Source organism: Parapedobacter pyrenivorans (genome assembly GCF_014636865.1).
Lineage (GTDB): Bacteria > Bacteroidota > Bacteroidia > Sphingobacteriales > Sphingobacteriaceae > Parapedobacter > Parapedobacter pyrenivorans.
The window spans coordinates 237,760-259,657 of sequence record NZ_BMER01000007.1 but is presented as its reverse complement, the minus strand read 5'-3'; the positions used below and the strand labels follow the sequence as shown (position 1 = coordinate 259,657).

The following is a 21,898-nucleotide window of genomic DNA, read 5'->3' as shown; positions in this document are numbered from 1 at the left end:
TAAAAAGGTGAAAAAAATTAAGATCCGCAACATGCTAACAAACAGTTTCATCAAAGTCCGATTTGAACGCCTAAATTGACAACCCGTTGATTTTGATAGGCATCTCCCGCTGTATTGGAGGTCACTTCTGGATCCTGCTGGTAAAGTGAGTAATTCGTCCACGTCAACAGGTTATAGCCGCTCAAGTAAAGCCTTGCGTTGTTCATCTTGAAGGGCAACCAACGATCCGGCAACTGATAACCGAGCTCCACGGTTTTCAGCCGGAGATAGGTGGCATCGATCAACCAGAAGTCGGACATATACGACGACGGACTGTTAATCGTCGTTGGATTGGTTGTCAACCGGGGAAACCGGGCAGTCGAAGCGGTTTCAGGAGTCCACCGTTGCTGATGAATCGGTTGGAACTGGCTCTGAAAAGGTTCGATGCCACTTCCCTGTACGCTGAAGCTATACGCGGTAGTCCCCTGCAACAGTATATTGAAACTGAATCCTTTGTAGCTCCCGCCCAACGTCAATCCAAAGCTGGTGTTGGGAACATCCGGTCTGCCGATGGCGGTCCGATCGAAATCATCAATTACACCGTCGCCGTTCAAGTCTTTATACAGCAAATCGCCCGGACGCACTTCGTAACCGCCTGCCGGCTTGGGACTGTCGGCCAGGTTCTCTTCGGTGTAAAATCCGTCAAACACATAGCCTAGGGGTTGATCTACCTGATGGCCCGTCAGTCGCAGCCAAGGGAATGCCGGCGCGGGTTCATCCTGAAAGAGTATCTTATTTTTAAAGTGGGTCAGCACACCTTTAATATTGTAATTAAATGCCCCGATATGATCGTTGTAGTTCAGCTCAAACTCTACCCCCCGGTTCCGGACACGCGCGATGTTGGTAGGTGACACGCCGACCCCGATATTGAGCGGCAATGACTGGGACGTAACGAGCTGATCATATCGGACATTACTGAAATAATCAACCACGAGCGAAAACCGGTTTTGCAGGACACTCAGGTCCAACCCAACATCAAATGAATTCTGCTTTTCCCAAGTTACGTTGCTATTGCCAAGGTTGCCTTCCGATATCGTACCGACTCCCTGATGGGTTTCCCCGAAAGAATAGCCACCGCCTGGGTTGTAAACCTGTTGGAATAAGTAGCGATCTGCCTCCACCTTATCTTGGCCAACAATTCCGTACGAGCCGCGCAATTTAAGTAAATCGATGAAATCAAACTTATCCCTGATGAAAGACTCCCTCGCCAGGTTATATCCAACCGATATGGCAGGGAAAAATCCGTAGCGTTTGTCGGCTTGAAAACGGTCGGACCCGTTGTAGGCAGCCGTGACGTCCACAAGGTATTTCTCGTTATAGCTATAGCCGGTGCGGAATGTAAATCCCTGGAAATTCTGTGGAATCCAATTCGACTGTCTGTCGCCCTTTGTACTGTAGGACTCTCGATTATAGAGCAATAACGAATTGATCTGGTGTTCACCGAAAGACTTCGTGTAATCAAAATTGGCCTGCACGTTTACCCGGCTATTGTAATCGCCCTGGTAAGCACGGAGCGTATACGGGCTTAATACATAGGGTGCTCCGCCTTTTAGCTCGTAGGAATCCGTCTCGGGAAAATACTTATAGACTGGCAAATTATCCCGCGCCTGCTCCCGTCCATTGGATTCGACACTCGCATAGGCAATACGGGTTGAAAACGAAAGCCCCTCTGTGATGACATCCAAATCCTGCGTTCCCCCAAACAGGATATTCAGGTCGTTTCGCCGGTCCAGCCGGTAACCCGCTGTTGCCAGACGTGCATTGATGGTGGGCGACAGATCCTGGGTGTCGCCGGCATAGGCATAAGAACCGTTCGGGTTGAGAAATGGTGCCGACCACGGCCGGATTTTATTGAAATTAAATACCTCTCCTACAATATTTCCGGCCCTCGGGCCATTTATCCGATTGAAGTTTGCCCGAAAATCCAGCCGCAATTGCAGGCTTTTGGTTGCTTGGACGTCGAGGTTGGATCGCAGGTTGAACCGCCGATAATAATAATTGTTATTGACCTGATCGCCGTTGTTTTCGAAATTATAGAGATTGCCATCCTGGGAAAAGGCACCGCCGGAGATAAAGTATTTGATGCTTTCGCTGCCTCCGGTCACGTCCACATTGCTGTTCCGTTGAAAGCTCATCGGTTTGAATATCCGATCATACCAATTGATATCGGGATAAGTATAAGGAGCATCCCCCAGCCGAAAATGTTCCAAAGCTTCCGCGCTGAATGGCTGGTTGGTGTTGTCCCCAACGGTGTTGGCAATCGCTTCGTTCCACAGCAACGCGCTTTCGTAAGCGTCCAAGAACTTAAGCCGGGTCACCGGGCTTTGTGCACCCGATTCCAAGCGGACATTAATTTTCGGTTTACCGGATATGCCTCGGCGGGTTTTTACCACCAACACCCCGTTCGCTCCTTTAATACCAAACACCGCAGTGGTTGATGCGTCTTTCAGAATCGAGATACTCTCAATCTCGTTTACATTGATCTGTGACAACTGTTCATACGTATATTCAATGTCATCCACGATGATCAGCGGCTGGTTCCCGTCCGGATTTAGCGAACTTACACCACGGATATAGAAATCAGAAGCATCCCTGCCCGGTTGCCCCGATCGCTGAACCGATACAAAGCCCGGTAACCTTCCGGTAAGTGCATTTTGGACATTAGCAGTGGGGATTTCCCGAATATCCGCCCCTTTGATAGAACTGATCGCGCCGGTACTCGTGAGCTTTTTGGTTGTTCCATACCCAACTACAACTACCTCATTGATATCCTGAACGTTGGACTGAAGGATTACTTCCAGTTCCTTTTCCCCCGCAACCGTCCGTTCTTGTGTGGTGTACCCTACACTGGTAAATACCAATACGTTATCCGGTCGGCTCAACGAAATGCGGAACCGGCCATTTTGGTCTGACTGGGCGACATTACTGCTGCCTTTCTCCGAGATGGTCACACCTGCCAATGGACCTTCGGTATTTTTTACTATTCCGGAGACGACCGTCTGCGCAATGAGTATACATGGTGCTGCAACCATGACCAGCAAAAGATATAAATTTCTTTTCATCTGTTTCTTCCTAATAGCAATTAAACCATCTGATTACCAACCGGGATTCTGTGTCATTTGTGGATTTTTGATAACCTCATTAAACGGAATCGGTGCCAGGTACATCCGCTCTTCGAAATTCATTTTCAATACCGGCGTCTGCTGTCGGATGATTCCAGTACCGGTCTGATAGCTAGTCATTGCCGACAGCTCTTTGTTGAATTCCGTTTCGGCGATCTTCCATCGCCTTACGTCATAAAACCGGTGCTCTTCAAAAGCAAGTTCCTTACGGCGTTCATTCCGGATGATTTCGCGCATGGCTGATTGGCTAAGTCCAGCGGGAAGCTGAAAAGGCGTCAACCCTGCGCGTTCCCTGATTTGCTCCACTGCGCTGTATACCTCTTGATCGGGCGCAGCTAGCCGTTCGTTTCGGGCCTCGGCAAAATTCAATAGTACTTCGGCATAACGGAAAAGGATATGATCGTGGTTGACGTTGCTGTAATTAACCGCCGATTCGAAATCACCCATAAATTTCCGCAAATAATAACCGGTTTTCGTCTGCTGCTTGGTACCCCCAGGCTTATCGGCTCCGCCTTCAAAGGTTTCCACCGGCCGGCCCAGCCATGGGGCACCGTTGTAAAAGATTGTGGCATAAAAACGCTCGTCCCGGTTCACATAAGGGTCGTCTGCGTTGTATCCAGAATTCGGATCGTCGATTGGCAATCCGTTTACCATGCCGAATGCATTTACCAGTTCCTGGGTCGGACTCGTCCGGCCGTTGTTGACGCCGGTGGAATACCCGACCGGCCCGTTGGCGTTTTCCAGACTGGTATTGGGTCCGCCTTGCTTCGAAAATATACGCTCCTGATTGCGGGTTATGAATATATCCTTAAACTCCGGCTCGAGCGTAAACAGATCCAGTTCCATCACCGCGGTTGCTGCGTTTTCTGCCGCTTCCCATCGGGTAGCAGAAAAATCCGTATAGCCCGTAAGGGGATTTTGCGGATCGATATTTTCACCGTTAAACAGCGGACTGGCTGCGTATAACAGTACCCGTGATTTCAAGGCCAATGCCGCAGCTTTGGTTGGTCTCTCGTAAAAGGGAAGATTAAACGGATCGGTCCGCAAGCTATCTTTAATGGCATCACATTCGCCTATGATAAATGCAACGCATTCCTGGAAATCCGCGCGCGGCAGCTCGATGTTGTCATTCAGTTGATACACCTTATTGCCGAGCAACGGTATCCCGCCATGGCGCTTTACCAGTTCGAAATAGAACAGCGCCCGCAAAAACCGGGCTTCTGCTTTCCATACCCTATTGAATGGCGTTCCATTGGCCAGTTTTCCGTTCAAAGGTACCCGATCGATATGGGTAATAAAAATGCTGGTCCGGCGTATGCCTTGATACCATGATGCCCATAGGTTATCCTGATAATTATCGGAAGCATACGATCCTGTGGCCAATTGTTGCACGGAGGTGTTTGTAGGGTTAGAAGAAACGGCATCGTCCGTCGCGGCATCCAGAAAGTCTCCGCCCACCCGATTTCCCGTCGCTGGCAGAAAACGGTAGCAATCCAACAAAAACCGGTTGGCTTCTACACCTGCTGAATCATTCTTGTCAAATACTTGATACAACGTCTGCAGTTCGATGGGTTCTACCTCAAGGTCGCTCTGACAAGCGAAAAAGGAGATGATGGTTCCGACGAGAACAATCCATTTTAAATGTATAGGGTTCATATCGTTAACTGATTTCAGGTTATAATTTGATGTTTACCCCAAAACTGATCACGCGCTGGATGGGATAGGCTGTATCACCATGTATTTCCGGGTCCAGCCGGTCGTAGGGTGTAACGGTAAACAGATTCTGTGCATTAGCGAAAACGCGGAGCGTGGAGACCCGTATCTTCCGGCTTAGGTGAAAGGGGAACGTGTAGCCCAAATCGATATTACGTACCCGCAGGTATTCTCCCGAACGTGTCCAATAGCTGGACGTATTGAGATGCGGCGTATTGGTTGGATCGGAACCGACAGTGAGGCGTGGGTAGGTTGCCGTTTCGGCTGTCTCCGGTGTCCACCGCCCTAGCAAGTACGCATATCCCTGCCGTTCTCCACTACTTCCGAAGGAATAGTCCGTCTGTTGATAGGTACGATTGGCAACGCCCTGCAACAACACGCTGAAATCTAGACCTGCGAAATTGAATCCAATGGTCGTCCCGAAATAGAGCAACGGCTTGGTGTTGCCGATTGCGGTCTGGTCGTAGATATTAATGATACCATCGTTGTTCAGATCGACCAGTTTTACGTCGCCCGGATGCACTTCATTCCCGCCCAGTAGTGGCGCGGCATTGGCTTCGGCCTGGTCACGAATCAGTCCGTCTGCCAGGTAGCCAAACGTTTGTCCCACAGGCATACCGGTACGGCGGCTCCACGCATACTGTTGGAAAACTTCGTTCATATAAACGACTTCCGTACGCATCCGCGAAGCATTCGCCGCAACAAAATAATGGAAGTTTCCTGCCCTATTCTGATAGGTAATAGTTAGTTCCTGTCCTTCATACCGATTCTTCCCGATATTTTCGTTCGGGTATCCAATCCCAATCAGCTCGATGGTGGATCCCCGTTGCTGCAGTAGGTCGTAATAGTTATCCTGGTAGTATTCCGCAGATAAACTGAGGGAACTCCATAACGATATATCCAGTCCTACATTAAGTTTACGTCCTTTTTCCCACGTGCCTTCTACATTGGCCAGCCCTTTTTCTATCAAGCTGCTAACGAACGAGTATTCCGAACCCACGTTGTAGCCGTTGTTTCCATCCTGGCCGTAGGATGCGCGCCAGCTGTAATAACCCAGCGAGCCTTCGTTGGTATTTCCGGTTTTGCCATACGTAGCCCGCAATTTGAGCTCCGTCAACCAATCGGATTGTTCGTCCAGAAAAGACTCCTGTGCCACGTCCCATGCCAGGCCGACGGCGTAAAACAGCCCAAACTTTTTCCCCGGCAGAAAGCGGTTAAAACCAGAATAATTTGCAGCAAACTCAGCAAAATATTTCTTTTGGTAAGCATAATTTGCGGTGGCTGCCACATTCGTATGAATCGCGGGCAAATCGAACTGGTAGTTGGCGGTCTGTTGATCCATAAAAATCCGGGCCCCTATCCGGTGATCGCCGTTTAGCTGTGTATCGTATCCGATGTTACCTTGGTAGTAAATGAAATTGGCTGTTGATGTCGTCGCAAAGGAGTTGGGTTGATCTGCAATATTTCCATAGCGTACATACACCAGCTCTCCGGCGTCATTGTACCGGACATCGTAAACCGGCTGCTGACGATTCCGGTCGACCAAACTGGAGGAAGTGGACGATACGTTTAACTTGCCCCCGGCATACAGCCCTGGCAGCCATCGGTCAAACCGATAGTTGAAATCAAGGTTGGCCATCACATCCCGTGTATTGTCCAAGCGATATCCGGATCCGGTAACCAGTTGATAAAGATTGGTCGGATACTCAGCCGAGCCTCCGTAGCTACCATCGTCGTTAAAAATAGGATACGCACTATTGGGAGTTGAATGCAGCGCATTCAGGATGTTGCCAACACCCGCACCGGGGTGGCGCCCTTCCTGAATCCGGCCGAACAGTTGCAGCCCAATGGTCAGATCGCTCGTTACATCGACATCAATGGAACTATTTATCAGATACCGTTGCTGTCTCAAGTTGGTTTCATAGTTGAACTGATCGGACGACTGGAACATGCCGTCTTGATTCATGTAGCTCAGTGATAAGGCATAGCGGGCAATCTTTGTCCCCCCGTTTACCCCAAGATTGTACTTGGTGATTGGGTTGTTATTTTTCAGAACCGCATCGTACCAATTCACATCTGGGTAAAAAACCGGGTCGCCCCCGCTTTTGAACGCGTCAAAGTCCTCCTGGGTATATACAGCTGGACGCCCGCTGTTTAATAACGCCTCATTATATAGGTAGGCATATTGAGCTGCATTCAAAGGCTCGGGCTGTTTCAAGGCGTTCTGCACACCGGTTTGCGCGGTAAAGGAAATACGCGGCGGACCGGGCTTTCCTTTCTTGGTTGTTACCTGCAGCACCCCGCGGGAACTCCGTTGCCCGAGGAGAATGGCCGACAAAGCGTCTTTCGCTACGGTGATCGATTCGATACTCTCCGGATCGATCGAATAAATCTCCCGTTGTACACCGTCGATTAACACGACGGGGTTTTGTCCGCGCAATTGGAAAGCCAGCTCCGAATTGTCACTCAGGCTGGTGCTGTATTTAGTTGCGTCTGTCGGCAACGAACCAGCCAGGTCATTTGCGGTAATCGGCGAGGTGCGCACCGACCGGAAGCCGTTGGTTTCTTGGGTGTACAAGCCAGGAAGCCTCCCTGTAAGTGCGTTCAGGTATAAAGGCGTGGGTGTGGATTTAAGTTGGCTGTTGTAAACGGCCGCGACGGATCCAATCACTGCGTTCCGATCCCGTTTGTCATGCACCACGTCAACCGTATCCGGCGCTTGCAGGTAAATCGGGATCATCGCCACCGTACGCATCGCTCCTGCTGGCAATGTCTTTGCATAGTAGGCTGGATGTCGTAGTGAAATGTGCATATCCGGGTCGTTAACCACGAGATCAACCTCACCCTGTTCGTTTGTCTCTCCTAGCAGTTCGTTTTGCAAAGAATAGATTTTTACGGCCGGGAGTGGTTTCCCATATTCGTCGACTACTTTGATCGCGCTGTTCATTCCGATTTGACAGATCGTGCTACGCACGTCGATTGATTTAATAGATCTTGCTTGTACACCGCGGTTTACGGCGACCAGCAGGAGTAAACCGGTTGCACTGACTTTTATATAGTGATTCAACATGTTCAAGGTATTTATTGACAGCGAAAAGTGTACGTAAAGGGTTCGTCGGTGTTGCCGTATCCAACACGTCGGATACCACTGGCGTCGGTAACAAAATATTCCAGGCGGGCTATCCGTTGGACACTTTCAAGACTGAAATAACCACGCGGCCAGAAATCGATTAGAAATCTTTTTCCGCCGATACTCGTAAGCCGGGTTTTACCGGTTTGTTCGTTCACTTCGGCTACGAGTAGCCCCGCTTCATCAAAACCCTGAATCGTCAAATAGATATCATCCTCGTTTTCGAGTGCGGTTTGCGTAACCCCCGCATCGAACATTAATGTAATGATATCGTTATCCAGACTCCTGACAGGTTGCACGGTGGCCAGCTGCGGGTTGACAAAGTCGATCAAGTCGCCCTCGCCACCGGTCACTTCAAACGACTGCGAAAACGCAACCTTTTTGTAGTCCGTATCTTCCGGACGGAGATTTTCTATGGAAGAACCGACATAAAATCCCAACTTGACGAGCATATTCTCCGACCCGACATTGCACTCCACATTGACATCAAAATCGATATCCTCGTTATTTCTAAATGTATAGGACTGCGTACTCCGGTACACAATCCATTCGAAGTCGTCCACCAGGTTTGGTCCGATACCAAACATATTCTTTGCAGCCTGATGCCAGCTCACGCCGGAGACCGGTTCGATTTCCGAATCGGGAATCATCCGCAAGACGCCATTTCCCTTCGGACTGGTAAACGTCAGCACTGCATTCGTTCTGGCATTCCAGCTTTTGGGAACCATGATCCCCGCAAGCAACTGTGTAGTATAGGTTCCCGGTTCTTCTATCCGTGGTTCCGCACCGCTGTGCATCACAAAAGTGACGCGTTCGTTTACCGTTGCTTTTTCAGGTACGGTGACGGTTAGCGCCGTCAATCCGCAATGCACGAGGAACATCGTAACGAAAAGGCCTACGAGAAGATAGCCATATAGTAAGGTATGAGTTGCCCGTTTCATAAGTCTTGGTTTTCGCGTTCGAAATTATATTGATAAGTATTGCTTTCACACCCGAGGCTGAAAGAAAGGCTCAACTGTCGCTTGCCTGCAACGGTCGGAAATTGAAACCTGGCCACCACGTCCTCTTCGATGCCCGCTGGTCTTAAAATCAGCGAAAACGGATATTGCGGGTCGCTGAGTCGATAGGATCCCGACGCATCGGCAATAAACGGCAATTGTTCAGCCAGTGTGTAGGTCCCATCCGCATTAAAATCGATACGGAAATCGGACAGGTCTAAGCGCTGGCTCAAATCTTCTCCGTTTCTCGTCAGCTGCACCACTTTCCAACTTCCGGTGATGTCTTTCACCGTTTCTTCTGTCGCCATTTCTGATATTCCATCTTCACATGACGAGAGTCCTACCAGCCCCAGGGCCATGAACACGGTAGATGCTACTAAATTGGTTTTCATCTTCATATAGGTTTGTCGGACAATCAATAGCCCGGGTTTTGCAATAAATCGGTTGATTTAGCCACTTCCGACTGCGGAATGGGCCATAAATACATGCGTTGATCAAATACGCGCTTTCGTACGTCTATGGTTTGGTAGGCAATGCCTGATGATGTCCGTACTGGTTCGGTGCCGTGCAATTGACTGTTTTCAACAACCTCCGCAATCATCCAACGCCTGACGTCAAAAAACCGGTGTCCTTCGAAGGCTAGTTCCTTCCGTCGCTCATTACGGATAATCTCCCGCATTTCAGCCTGGCTTAATCCCGTGCGTAATTGGTAGGGCGAAAGGCCTGCCCGTTCGCGGATGGCTTCGACCGCTTGGTAAACTTCCTGGTCGGGCGATGCCAGCCGTTCGTTACGCGCTTCGGCGTAGTTCAATAGTATTTCCGCATACCGTATGATGGGAAGACACCGTGGTGTATACGTGTTAAACCAATCCGCAGCCACATCCCGATTAAGCATCTTATACGTATAATATCCTGTTGGTGTACCCTTGTAGACAGCATCCTGACCGGATGTGACGTTATTGGGATCGGTTTTATTGACGTAGATATTAACCGGCCGCCTTGCCAGCCCATCGCGGTGAAAAACCAGCGACTGGTCGCGCGTGATGGTATTGGCAAACCTCGGGTCCCGGTCTTTGTAAGGCTGTTGGGGATCGTAACCGGATGCCGGGTCGTCAATGGGCATTCCATTCTTCATACCGAATGCATTCACCATTTCAAGATAGGGACGGGCACCGGGACTTGAAACCCCAAAGGTCGGCGGATTCCAGATACCTTCTAAGTCGCTGTTTGAAGCCTGCATCCGGGCCAGCAGGTACTCGGAGTTCTTTCTCAACTGGAAAACCTCATAAAATCCGTAGCCCGGTTCTGTTTCGTTATCAACATGTAATGCATACTGTCCGCCCGAGCCATCCATTACCTGAAGCGCCGCCTGTTCGGCCCGTTCCCACCTCGATGAGTTGGCATCCGGATAGCCGACAACCGACCGTAAACGCTCGTCCGTCACTGTCGCTCCCCCATTAAACAACGGGCTGGCGGCATACAGCAGCAGACGGGATTTCAGCCCATAACAAGCCGCTTTGCTGACACGCCCATAGTTTTCGCCGATGTGCATCCAGGGCAAGTCTTCCGCTGCCGCATCACATTCCGCCACAATATATTCTACGCACTCTTCAAAGGTATTGCGCGTGGCAGGAATAATATCCTCCTTACGGTATACGCTATCTCCCATTAGGGGCACCCCTCCGTAGTGTTCCAGCAGAACAAAATAATAGTAGGCCCTCAAAAAGCGCGTTTCAGCTTTTGCCCGTACTTTGATATCGGCACCGAATTTTGCCCCCGGCACGTTCTTGAGCATAATATTGGCCCTTCGGATATTGGTGTAAGCCGTGGTCCAGGCATCCTTGGTAATCATATTCGAATTGACCGTGCCCGTGGCAAACTGGATGAATGTATTGATGCTTCCTAAACCGGTGCCCTCCGCTTCGTCGGTACAGGCGTCTAGCCCACCCCCGCCAAATCGCTTCGGCCAGGTAGCAAAGCCGATATCGGCATACATACTGGAAAGGAAATTGATGGTGTAGGCGCTGTCCGAGAACACGACCTGCTCATTCAGATCCGTCGATTGTGTCTGGTCAAGAAACCCTTGTTTGCTGCACGACGCCAGCGTAAGCGCAACAAGCGCTGCGTACATAAAAAACCTCATAATCAAAATTTTAACTTATAATTAGGGTGCTATAATGGTTCTCTTTATTGGTTGCCGAAACCGAAATTTCGACTAGCTACAGTGGACTCATGGAAAATGGCCTAGACGTTGCGTCAGTCCCGCGTTCAAAATTAGGGACATCGCTCATCACAAACTCGATCTCTCCGCCGTTGATGATATCAGCATAAGTAATGTAGTTTTTGTCATACAACTTTCCATTCAGGCGCGCGGATTGGATATAGACATGCTTCGGACCGTTTTTCCTAGCCCGAACGGTAAAACGTTTCCCGTTTTCCAAGGTGATGGTGGCCTTCTCAAAGACCGGACTGCCGATCACGTATTCATCCGTTCCCGGACAAACGCTATAGATTCCTAATGCACTCAGTACATACCAGGATGACATCTGGCCCTGGTCTTCATCGCCCGGATAGCCCTTTTCGGTGGCATTGTATAACTGCGACATGACCTGGCGGACCTGCTTTTGCGATTTCCAGGGCTGGCCGCTAAAGTTGTAGAGATAGGGAACGTGTTGCGTAGGCTGGTTGCCATGCGCGTATTGTCCCATTTTTGCCAGCAGCATCTCCCGCATTTCATGGATTTCTTTACCGTAGGTGCCGTATTCGATCCGTTGATCCATCGTGAAAAAAGAATCCAGCTTCGCATTAAAGCGCGCTTCTCCACCAATGAGATCAATGAGGCCATTTATATCGTGCAAAACCGACCACGTATATTGCCACGCATTGGCTTCCGTAAACGGTCCACCCCATTCAACGGCATCGAAATCGGGAAGCCATTTACCATCCGGCTGCCGCCCCCGCACAAAGTTGACGCCCGGGTCGAACACGTTTTTGTAATTATATAGTTGCCGGGCAAACACGTTGGCGTAGAAATCATTGCCGATAGACTTCGCCAACTGGTAACCGCAGAAATCGTCGTAGGCGTATTCCAAGGTTTTGGCTGTGCTTTCGTGGATTTCACCATAGGGAATATAGCCTTTTGTAAAGTAGTCCTTCCATCCCTCGCGTCCGTTAGAACCACCCCAAAAACCTTTATTGGTTGTTTCGTGGTAGTAAGCTGCTAGTGCACTGTCGGGATCAAACGTCCGGATGCCCTTAGCCCAGGCATCGGCGAGTAATGATATCGCATGGTTGCCGATCATGACGCCCGACATCCCGGGATTAGACCATGTCGGAAAAAAACCGGACTGTTTCTGGGCATCCAGCAACGATTGCATGTACCTTCCCTGCATTTCTGGGTGCAGGATGTTGCTCAGGGGAAACTGTGCCCGAAAGGTATCCCAAAAACCATTGTCGGTATACATGTACCCTGAATGGATTTCGCCATCGTAAGGACTATAGTAATACGGGTTACCATCTGCATCGATTTCAAAAAATTTCCGCGAAAACAGATTGGCGCGGAACAGGCAGGAATAAAACGTCGCTTTTTCTTCTTCGGTTCCACCTTCTACGACGATGCGATTCAGCAGGGTATTCCAACTATCAAAAGCCTTGCTTTTTGTCGTTTCAAAATTTTTGGCATTCCCTAGCTCCTGCTTGAGGGTCAGCTCCGCCTGATCGGGATTGATATAGGAGGAGGCCACCTTTACTTCAACAGTAATGCCGGGTGCGAATTCGAGATAAGCGCCCACTCCTTTTCCCTCGTCATACCGATTCCCCGGCTTTACCTGGTCTTCCGTGTTCTCCCAGGTACCGAAACTCTTGAAATCCCGGTCAAAGACAAGCACGAAATAATTCCTGAAATTGCCGGGTACGAAACGTCCATTGTTGACAAAACCGATAATCTTGCGCTCCTCCGGAATGATCTTTACCTCGCTATCTTTGATAAACCCGTCCAACACCAAGTAAGCTTTTTGCTTGCCGGGGAAGCTGAATCGCATATGCGCTCCCCGTTCAACAGGGCTTATTTCTGTATGTATGCCGTTATCGAATTCCACGGCATAGTAGTGCGGTTTTGCAACTTCGCGGTCGTGACTGAATGCCAACGCACGCGCATCTTCGTTGACCACCAGATTTCCGACGCCCGGCATCAGCGAAAAAACTGCGTAATCGTTCATCCAGGGGCTGCATTGGTGAACCTGTTGAAATCCCCGGATGGTAGTGGCTTTATATTGGTATTTCCAGCCGTCGCCGTTTTTGCCGGTTTGGGCGGAAAAGAAATGGACACCAAAGGGCAACCCCACAGTGGGATACGTATTTCCATAGGATAACGACCATTCAGAATCGGTTCCCTGCAAGGTGTTCACATACTTCACCAAATCGCGTTCCTGCGCATAGGAATAGGGGAAGGCAAAACAAGCGACGGCTAAACCCGCCAGCAGCTTCCTGATTAGTTGATGTCTTCTTCGCATTTTCAAATCCTTTCTGTTTTAGTTCCCTAGGGTTGTGCCCCAGTCTTCATTGGGCTGAAGGCCCATAAACAATTCCAGTGTACCTCCGGATACGATGTCCTGAAAGTCGATATAGCATTTGTTGTATGGTTGCCCGTTCAGCAACGCCTTTTGTATATAGACATTCGCAGGTGAGTTGTCATGAGCCTTTATTTTAAAGGATTTTCCTTCGAAATAATCCGGATCCAATGCAAACTCCACTTCACTGAAAAGCGGACTGGTTATTTCATACCGCGTACTTCCGGGACACGATGGATGTATTCCCGCGGATGCCAGCACATACCAGGCCGACATCTGCCCCACATCCTCGTTCCCAACAATCCCTTCCACGGAATTTTTGTAGGCTTTCTCGCAGATGTGCCGGGTCCATTTCTGCGTCATCCACGGCGCATCCAGGTGGTTAAAGAGAAACGGTACAAGGTGCACCGGTTCATTGGCATGGTTGTAATATTCATTCCACAGCATGTGTTCCGGTGTTTTCTCAAAAAAATGAGTCAGGTCGTCCAGTGCTTTTTCACGCCCCCCCATGAGTTCAATCATACCGGGAATATCATGTGGAACAAACCACCCTTGTTGGTACGGATTGGATTCGATGCTCCCGTACCATTCTTTGGTCCGGGCACTGTCGGGCCATTCTTCCCACGAACCATCGTCCCTTTTTGGCCGGAACCATCCCTTTTCAGAGTCGAAAATATTCCGGTAGGCCTGCCCCTTTTTTAGAAAAAGTTGCTCATCTTCCGCTTTGCCCATTCCCTTGGCCAGTTGCGCAATGCACCAGTCCGTATACGCATATTCCAAGGTGTTGGAAATGCTGAAAGGGGGGCCGGTATACCCCAGCTTGTCATTGCCGAATAGCTTCGAAGTATTAACCGCATATTGATAAGCTTTTTCGATATCATAGTCCCGAATACCCTTCACGTAGGCATCTGCTAATACCGACAGTGCAGGGTTACCGATCATGCACCCGGAGTAGGCATTCATCAACTCCCACCGTTCAAAATACTCCCGCCCTGATTCGTCGGCAAGCGAAATCAGCGAATTCAACTGATCGCTGACCAGTCGTGGATTGATGATGGTCTGTAACGGAAACTGGCTACGGAACACATCCCATCCGCTAAAGATGGTCCGTTTTGTATAGGTTCCGCGTTCATGGACTTTTTTATCACCGCCCACATACCGTCCATCCACATCAGTATACGTCCGGGGGTCGATCATCGTGTGGTAAAGCGCCGTATAGAATATCGTCTTTTGATCTTCCGTTCCGCCCTGCACGTTGATCCTAGATAACGATTCATTCCATAGTTTTTCCGCTTCTGCCCTTACCTGATCAAAATCTTTTCCTGCCAGTTCACTTTTGAAATTAGTTGACGCTCCTTCCATATCGACAAACGAGATCCCTACCTGCAAAGTCACTTCTTCATTTTCGTGGGTTTCGAAATCGGAGAAAAAGCCCAGGTGCTTTCCTTCCAATTCGGTTTGCCCTTTAATGATTTCGGCTTTCTCAACGCGGCGTAGGTACTGCTCACTTACCACGTCATCCCGCTTACGGGACCACCCATCGGGAATATCAGCGCTCCAGAAACCATAGTTATCCAACGGCTTGCTGAAGCGCGCATAAAAGTAAACGGTATAGTCCGCTTTTCCTTCTCCATCTCCCCAGCCTCCGCCTTCGGGCGTACATTTCATCCACCCTTGTATCGTATGGTCGTCCACCTTGCTGACGTACTGCTGGATCGCTGTACCTCCTACGCGTCGTGCGAGATCGATCTGTATCCGAGATTGTTTATTTTCCGGAAACGTAAACCGGATCATCCCGCTATGCGGAGCGGCGGTGGTTTCCACGTTGATGCGATAATCCGTTAATTCTACGGCGTAGTAGCCCGGTTTGGCGATTTCTGAATCTTTATGATAAGATGAACGGTATCCCTGGATACTTTCATCTTCTTTTCCGGCGATAGTTTTCAGCTTCCCTGTAGTGGGCATCACGAGAAAATTACCCAGATCTCCAAACCACCCCACTCCGCTCATCTGTGTAAACGCAAAGCCCTCGATGGTTTTATGTTCATAACTGTATCCGGGGCTGTTGTCGCCCCCGGTTATCGTGTTGGGGCTGACCTGTACCATCCCATAAGGCGTCGTGGCTCCGGGAAATGTCTTTCCCAACCCATGATAAACCCCGGCTGCCCCGGTACTTGTGCTTGCACCGATAAACGGGTTCACGAAGTCTACGGGCGAAGTTTTTTCCTCTTGCTTTTGCTCCGAACAAGCACTACTCAAAAAAACAACAATCCCTAAACAGTAGCCGATTTTCTTCATCCTCATCATGACTGCCTCAATAATTCTATATGACTTCGTATTACTTTTTATTGAACGGAAACCAGTGTAATTTTCCGTGTTTTGGGTATCGCCGCTTCACGCATGGCGTCTGTCAACTGATCGATCTGGTCTTGCCAGGATTTCCGCACTTCGGGCAGCATCGCCCTGGCATACAAGTCCCTTTTAGCTCTTAACCAGCCGTCGGTTGCAACGTGTTCATCCATGACGTCGATGGCCTTCCGGTTGTTGGCGTCCAAGAGTCCTCTGGGTTGAAAAAAGTTGTATTGTACCCACGCGTAATCCCTGAACCTGCGCTCAATCTCCCACCGCTCTTCGTTTAGATACATGACGCCCAGCGCTTGTTGGTATTGAGGTGTATGACTTAAGGTAGCCAGGTTGATTCCACGGGCAAAATCGTCTGCAGACCACACCCCGATGACTTCACCGTCGATAACCAGTTTATGGCGTCCCTTCAAACCGGTTACCACCAACTGTTCCTGATTCATCTCTTCCATGAAAGGGATGACACGCAGGGCATCGTACTGGCTTTTTTTACTTCCCCATCCGCGCGCAACCGTATCCAACGGGTAGGGCAAAGCGTTGGCCTTGTAGTCAAACGAAATGCCGGCTGCTGTCTTTTTGATAGTTGACAACTGACAATTCACCGCGGAGACTACCTGCTGACGGGTAGCATCGATGGATAGTTCGGCCACCTTATTTCCGGCAAATCCCTGTGCCTTCAGAAACAGGTAGGCCATCACCATGTGCCCGTCGTTATCGGGATGGATACGGTCACCGCCGCAGAGCGTAAACGTCGAATCCTGTTGCTGGATATGTTGGTTTAGCTGTGTCATCGGTTGGTTAAGATCGAAGAATTCCCAGTGGTTCGATTGAGCTGACGCCTTTTGAAAATCCACGATGCGAAGCATCGCGTCATTTTTTCCCTTAAATGGGGTGTTATCTTTGATGATCGCCCCTTCGTCGTAAGGTGAACTCCCCATCAGAACGATGCGGATGCCGGGGATTTGCTTATACCGCTTTTCCATTTCCTGATAGGCATCGTACGATTCTTTTACTTTTTCGTCTGCAAACTTATCGGGCTCGTCGCCGTTATATTCAAAATAGCCCGAATCATTCATCCCGAACGTTGTAACCAGTACAGTCGGGCGTTTACTGAAAACATCCCCATCCAAGCGCTTGACCATTTCTATGACCCGGTCGCCACCGATTCCTGCATTGAGGATGGATAGGTTCATCGCCGGAAACCGCGTCATGTAATAGAGTCCTATGTACGAATGATAGTGCCCGCCGTCGGTGATGCTGTTACCTAGGAAAACGACCCGGTCGTTGTTGGCGAATGGAGTTATTTCCTGTGCGTGGGCGGTCATCCCCTTTAGGAAGAAAAACGAGACAAGCAGGAGCAACCGGGCGATCCCGGAGAGGTGACTTCTCATAGCTGTGTTTATAAATTTTTGATGTTTATAATCAGGAACAAATGTATATACCAAGCCGTCCGCGTGGATGCGTAAGTAGGCATCTTGGTAAGTGATTTTTACTTAAAAAAATCACAACAAACTACATATCAATTAATTAACAACAACAACCAGAAAGCAATTGGTAAACGTATGAGAATTTATTCGACACGGAGCGTGCCGATTTTTTTTACATTTTCCTCAAAATGTTCGATGTCGACCGCGGCTTTCCCCTTCACTTTGCTTTTATAGTTGTAAATGGTCTGGATGGAATAGCGCAGGAAAGTAGCGATCTGATTGACGTCCGTGATACCTAATCGAATCAGCGCAAAGATGCGAAGCTCCGTATTCAAGTGATCTTTTTTAAGCACGTATCGTTCATCCGCTCTAAGCAGTGCATTAAACCCTTCCACAAAATCCGGATAAACTTCCAGAAAGGTGCTATCAAAGTCCGTATACAATTCCTGGGCATCTTTTTCCAGGGTAGCTGTCGTTGCACTTAGCCTCTCTAAATCGGCTAGTTGACCGGCTTTGATCTTTCGGCTCACGCTCTTTCGGAACTCGTCCAACTTATCAAGATATACCGCGCATTGGTTGATGTAATACCCGATATACCGTTCCCGTATGAGATTAGCCTCGTCCAGCCTATGGTTGGCAGATATAAGTTGTGCATTGACCGCATTCAAATGTTTCCTTGCTCTCGATACTGTTTTTATCTGCTTGTAGAGAAAATACAATGTCCCGATCAGCACAACCAGGAAAATACTGATGGTCAGTGCATAAGACCGTAAATTTCGCCGTTGCTGTTCGATCTTAGTCAGGTACATGGCTTCAATTTTGGGCTGCGTACGTGCGATCACTGCATTTCTGAAACGTGAGTTATAGAAATTTGCATCATCGAGGGCCGCCTGGATATAATTATAAGCCCGGTCTACTTCCCCCTGTTCGTGCAGATGGATTGCCAGCGTCAATAACGATTCGTTTTCTTTCACGGCTAGCCTTACATCTGTTATGGCCGCAAGCAGCAAATATTTTTCTTGCAGTGATTGATTTCCGAGTGATTTGTGAATCATCGAGAGCCCCATCGCAGACATCGCGTAACCGTGGGAATCCACTTGCTCTTTCTTGAATAATTCTGTCTGGATCTCCGCAGAAGCTTCAAAAGCGCCTTCTGCCTTCAGCTTGAAAGACTTTTCCTTGAGGTACATATCGGTGTCTTTGCCAAGTAGATTCATCAGCGTATCCCGGCATCTCGCGATCTCCCGTATGTGCACATCTTCATATTTCGGGTTGTCGGTATATTTGATCAGATTTTCATTGTATCGGATATAACCCCAACAATAATACACCTTCAAGTGATGAGGTAATGTGTCGTATTCGATGGTTTCGAAAACCTCGGCCGCCTGGGTAAACAAGCCCGATATCGACAGTACAAAAGCTAACCTTAACTTGCTTTCATCCAGAAATACCCGGTTATTCAACGTGTTTGCCAACTGGATATTCCGATCGATGTAATCCAATGCAGAATCACATATGAAAGATTGATACTCAGCGATAAGTGTATTATTCAGTTGAAAGCGCTTTTCCAGGGAATGCTCATGCGCGAGCAAATGCTTGAGCTCATCGATTTTTTGTTCCTTTTCCGATGCATAAAGCTTGCGTTTCAGTATGGTTTCATCCAGTATCCGCAACAGCGAATCCATTTCCGTTCCCCGGCTATCCAAAACGAAAAAAATGCAGAAACCTAATGCAGCAAAGATGATCAATAAATGTCGTTTCATTTTCAATAATAATTGGCCGGTAAGTTGTCGTGGGAGACAAAGCTAGCGAAATATAAGCAAAAACGCCCTCACGATCGGGAGATTTCGAAACTGAAAAACAAACAAACGGTTATGAACAAAAAAACCGTCTCATTGAGTTGAGACGGCCTTTCTGTCAATATTTAAATATATTCAACTAGCGCGCAAACTTAAAGCTCTTACCCAAGAACTTCGCATTACTACCCAATTCCTCCTCGATGCGGAGCAACTGGTTATATTTGGCGATCCGATCCGAGCGCGAAGCCGATCCGGTCTTGATCTGCCCGCAATTGAGTGCCACGGCCAGGTCAGCAATGGTATAATCCTCGGTTTCGCCGCTCCGGTGGCTCATTACGGACGTGTAGCCATTCGTTTGTGCCAACGACACCGCATTGATGGTCTCTGTCAACGAACCGATCTGATTAACCTTCACCAGTATGGAATTTGCCGTATGTGTATCGATACCTTGCTGCAAGCGCTTGGTATTGGTTACGAACAAATCATCGCCTACGAGCTGTACGGTAGCGCCGATTTTATCCGTCAGCAATTTCCAGCCCGCCCAATCGTCCTCATGCATCCCGTCTTCGATGGAAATGATCGGGTATTTCCCACTGAGTTCGGCAAGGTAAGCCACTTGCTCTTCGCTGGTACGTACCGCACCGCCATCACCTTCAAATTTGGTATAATCGTACTTGCCATCCACGTAGAATTCGGAAGCTGCACAATCGAGTGCCAGGTAAATATCGCTACCCGGTTTGTATCCGGCCGTTTCGATCGCTTTCAGAATCGTTTCAATGGCATCTTCCGTGCCGTCGAATGTAGGTGCAAAACCACCCTCATCACCTACGGCGGTAGAGAGGCCACGGTCGTGCAGGATTTTCTTCAAATTATGGAACACCTCGGTACCCCAACGGAGCGCTTCGGAGAATGAAGATGCGCCCGCCGGCATGATCATGAATTCCTGGAAAGCGATGGGCGCATCGGAATGCGACCCCCCGTTGATGATGTTCATCATCGGGATAGGCAATGTATTGGCGTTGACGCCGCCGATGTAACGGTAAAGCGGCTGACGGCTCTCTTGGGCGGCGGCTTTGGCAACGGCTAATGAAACCCCCAAAATGGCATTTGCCCCCAGATTACCTTTATTCTCGGTGCCATCCAGTTCAATCATCACCTTATCGATCGCATTCTGCTCAAAGACATCGATACCCTGCAACGCGTCCGCGATTTGGGTATTTACATTTTCGACAGCCTTCAGTACTCCTTTGCCCAGGTACTTGGATTTATCGCCGTCCCGCAGCTCCACGGCTTCGTGTACGCCGGTGGAAGCACCGGAAGGAACGGCTGCACGGCCTACAAAGCCATTTTCAGTAGTTACATCCACCTCTATGGTAGGATTACCGCGCGAATCCAACACTTGCCGCGCATGTACGTCGATGATCAAACTCATTGTATTTTTATTATTAGTATATAGTATTTAGTACTTCGTATATAACAGTTAGTGTAACCAATACACTATACATTCCTTCCGCCAAATTTAGCAAAATAATCGGGAACAGGAAAACCCGCCCCCGAAAACTTTTAACGCGCTAAGCTCAGCTTCCCCTCCTCCATCAACTGCACAAAATCGTCGAACAGGTAGCGCGAGTCATGCGGTCCGGGTGACGACTCGGGGTGGTACTGCACCGAAAATGCATTTTTGCCCTTCACCCGGATCCCTTCGATGGACTTGTCATTGAGATTCACATGGGTGATTTCCACTTTGTCTGACTGCTCAATATCTTCCGCCACCACACCAAACCCATGGTTTTGGCTCGTGATCTCGCACCGGTCGGCGATAATATTCTTCACGGGATGGTTGATGCCCCGGTGTCCGTTAAACATCTTGCTGGTGCGTATACCGTTGGCTAAGGCCAACAACTGATGCCCAAGGCATATTCCGAAAAGCGGCTTATCCGAGGCCAGAATGTCCTTCATGGTCTGTACCGCGTAATCCATTGCAGCCGGGTCGCCCGGGCCATTCGAAACGAAGTAACCGTCCGCTCCCCACGCTTCCATTTCCGCAAAAGGCGTTTTTGCGGGAAATATCTTGGCATAAACCTTCCTAGCATCGAAATTGCGGAGGATATTACGCTTGATCCCCAAATCCAGTACGGCTAAGCGCAGTGGCGCATCCTCGTCGCCGTAGTGGTAGGGCTCCTCGGTGGTCACCACAGACGATAGCTCCAAACCCGCCATTGACGGCACGTTGTCCAGCTGCGCTTTCAATTCCGCGATATCCAGTGTTTCCGATGAGATAATGGCATTCATCGCACCTTTGTTTCGGATGTGGCGCACCAGCGAGCGCGTATCGATATCCGAGATACCGACAAGGTTGCCTTCCTCGAAATAGGTTTGTATGGAGGAATCGGCTTGTCCACGGCTGTAATTAACGCTATAGTTTTTACACACGAGCCCCGCGATCTGTATCTTGGTAGACTCCGATTCATCTTTCGTTATCCCATAATTACCGATATGGGCATTCGTAGTGACCATAATCTGGCCATAGTAAGATGGGTCTGTAAAAATCTCCTGGTAACCCGTGGTACCGGTGTTGAAACAGATTTCACCGGCAGTGGTGCCAATCTTTCCGGCGGCCTTGCCATGGTAAACGGTCCCGTCTTCCAGTAACAAAATAGCCGGCAGCTTGCTGTAATTAGTCATTCGCTCTTATTGTAATGTTGATGTGTTCTGTAATTATATCCAGCGTATAGCCATAA

General features: G+C 49.1%; 12 protein-coding genes. All 12 read right to left on the bottom strand.

The window, feature by feature from the left end; all coding sequences use genetic code 11:
- Window positions 1-50: 50 nt before the first annotated feature.
- Window positions 51-3,101 carry a SusC/RagA family TonB-linked outer membrane protein gene (locus IEV98_RS24180; RefSeq protein WP_188508631.1) on the bottom strand — a complete coding sequence of 1,017 codons (3,051 nt, stop codon included), beginning with the start codon at window positions 3,099-3,101 and terminating at the stop codon, window positions 51-53.
- A 33-nt stretch (window positions 3,102-3,134) separates the two neighbouring features.
- Window positions 3,135-4,817: a RagB/SusD family nutrient uptake outer membrane protein gene (locus tag IEV98_RS24175; RefSeq protein WP_188508630.1), complete on the bottom strand. Its 1,683-nt coding sequence runs from the start codon at window positions 4,815-4,817 to the stop codon at window positions 3,135-3,137.
- Window positions 4,818-4,836: 19 nt separating this feature from the next.
- Entirely contained in the window at window positions 4,837-7,944 is a 3,108-nt protein-coding gene (locus IEV98_RS24170; protein WP_188508629.1) for a SusC/RagA family TonB-linked outer membrane protein, read from the bottom strand.
- 11 nt (window positions 7,945-7,955) lie between these two features.
- Window positions 7,956-8,945, bottom strand: coding sequence for a DUF4961 domain-containing protein (locus IEV98_RS24165; protein WP_188508628.1), 990 nt, complete (start codon window positions 8,943-8,945; stop codon window positions 7,956-7,958).
- A complete protein-coding gene (locus tag IEV98_RS24160) occupies window positions 8,942-9,394 on the bottom strand; it encodes a DUF5004 domain-containing protein (RefSeq protein WP_229738953.1) in 453 nt (150 codons plus the stop codon). Before IEV98_RS24160 ends, IEV98_RS24165 begins: the two co-directional genes overlap by 4 nt.
- A 23-nt stretch (window positions 9,395-9,417) precedes the next feature.
- The gene (locus IEV98_RS24155) at window positions 9,418-11,145 is read right to left on the bottom strand and encodes a RagB/SusD family nutrient uptake outer membrane protein (RefSeq protein WP_229738952.1); all 1,728 of its coding nucleotides are present in this window, start codon (window positions 11,143-11,145) and stop codon (window positions 9,418-9,420) included.
- A gap of 76 nt (window positions 11,146-11,221) precedes the next feature.
- Window positions 11,222-13,513 carry a GH92 family glycosyl hydrolase gene (locus IEV98_RS24150; protein ID WP_188508626.1) on the bottom strand — a complete coding sequence of 764 codons (2,292 nt, stop codon included), beginning with the start codon at window positions 13,511-13,513 and terminating at the stop codon, window positions 11,222-11,224.
- A gap of 18 nt (window positions 13,514-13,531) precedes the next feature.
- A complete protein-coding gene (locus IEV98_RS24145) occupies window positions 13,532-15,877 on the bottom strand; it encodes a GH92 family glycosyl hydrolase (RefSeq protein WP_188508625.1) in 2,346 nt (781 codons plus the stop codon).
- A gap of 38 nt (window positions 15,878-15,915) precedes the next feature.
- Window positions 15,916-17,322 carry an SGNH/GDSL hydrolase family protein gene (locus IEV98_RS24140; protein ID WP_229738951.1) on the bottom strand — a complete coding sequence of 469 codons (1,407 nt, stop codon included), beginning with the start codon at window positions 17,320-17,322 and terminating at the stop codon, window positions 15,916-15,918.
- 179 nt (window positions 17,323-17,501) lie between these two features.
- Window positions 17,502-19,121, bottom strand: a complete 1,620-nt coding sequence (gene susR / locus IEV98_RS24135) for a SusR family glycan utilization regulator (RefSeq protein WP_229738950.1) — start codon at window positions 19,119-19,121, stop codon at window positions 17,502-17,504.
- 175 nt (window positions 19,122-19,296) lie between these two features.
- Window positions 19,297-20,589 carry a phosphopyruvate hydratase gene (gene eno / locus IEV98_RS24130; protein WP_188508623.1) on the bottom strand — a complete coding sequence of 431 codons (1,293 nt, stop codon included), beginning with the start codon at window positions 20,587-20,589 and terminating at the stop codon, window positions 19,297-19,299.
- Between the two features lie 131 nt (window positions 20,590-20,720).
- Window positions 20,721-21,842, bottom strand: coding sequence for a glutamine-hydrolyzing carbamoyl-phosphate synthase small subunit (carA, locus tag IEV98_RS24125; RefSeq protein ID WP_188508622.1), 1,122 nt, complete (start codon window positions 21,840-21,842; stop codon window positions 20,721-20,723).
- Between the last annotated feature and the right edge of the window lie 56 nt (window positions 21,843-21,898).

What these genes read in the sequence shown, in the direction of transcription:
- IEV98_RS24180 (WP_188508631.1), bottom strand. Translation starts at nt 3,101, where the DNA reads ATGAAAAGAAATTTATATCTTTTGCTGGTCATGGTTGCAGCACCATGT.
- IEV98_RS24175 (WP_188508630.1), bottom strand. Translation starts at nt 4,817, where the DNA reads ATGAACCCTATACATTTAAAATGGATTGTTCTCGTCGGAACCATCATC.
- IEV98_RS24170 (WP_188508629.1), bottom strand. Translation starts at nt 7,944, where the DNA reads ATGTTGAATCACTATATAAAAGTCAGTGCAACCGGTTTACTCCTGCTG.
- IEV98_RS24165 (WP_188508628.1), bottom strand. Translation starts at nt 8,945, where the DNA reads ATGAAACGGGCAACTCATACCTTACTATATGGCTATCTTCTCGTAGGC.
- IEV98_RS24160 (WP_229738953.1), bottom strand. Translation starts at nt 9,394, where the DNA reads ATGAAAACCAATTTAGTAGCATCTACCGTGTTCATGGCCCTGGGGCTG.
- IEV98_RS24155 (WP_229738952.1), bottom strand. Translation starts at nt 11,145, where the DNA reads ATGAGGTTTTTTATGTACGCAGCGCTTGTTGCGCTTACGCTGGCGTCG.
- IEV98_RS24150 (WP_188508626.1), bottom strand. Translation starts at nt 13,513, where the DNA reads ATGCGAAGAAGACATCAACTAATCAGGAAGCTGCTGGCGGGTTTAGCC.
- IEV98_RS24145 (WP_188508625.1), bottom strand. Translation starts at nt 15,877, where the DNA reads ATGATGAGGATGAAGAAAATCGGCTACTGTTTAGGGATTGTTGTTTTT.
- IEV98_RS24140 (WP_229738951.1), bottom strand. Translation starts at nt 17,322, where the DNA reads ATGAGAAGTCACCTCTCCGGGATCGCCCGGTTGCTCCTGCTTGTCTCG.
- susR (WP_229738950.1), bottom strand. Translation starts at nt 19,121, where the DNA reads ATGAAACGACATTTATTGATCATCTTTGCTGCATTAGGTTTCTGCATT.
- eno (WP_188508623.1), bottom strand. Translation starts at nt 20,589, where the DNA reads ATGAGTTTGATCATCGACGTACATGCGCGGCAAGTGTTGGATTCGCGC.
- carA (WP_188508622.1), bottom strand. Translation starts at nt 21,842, where the DNA reads ATGACTAATTACAGCAAGCTGCCGGCTATTTTGTTACTGGAAGACGGG.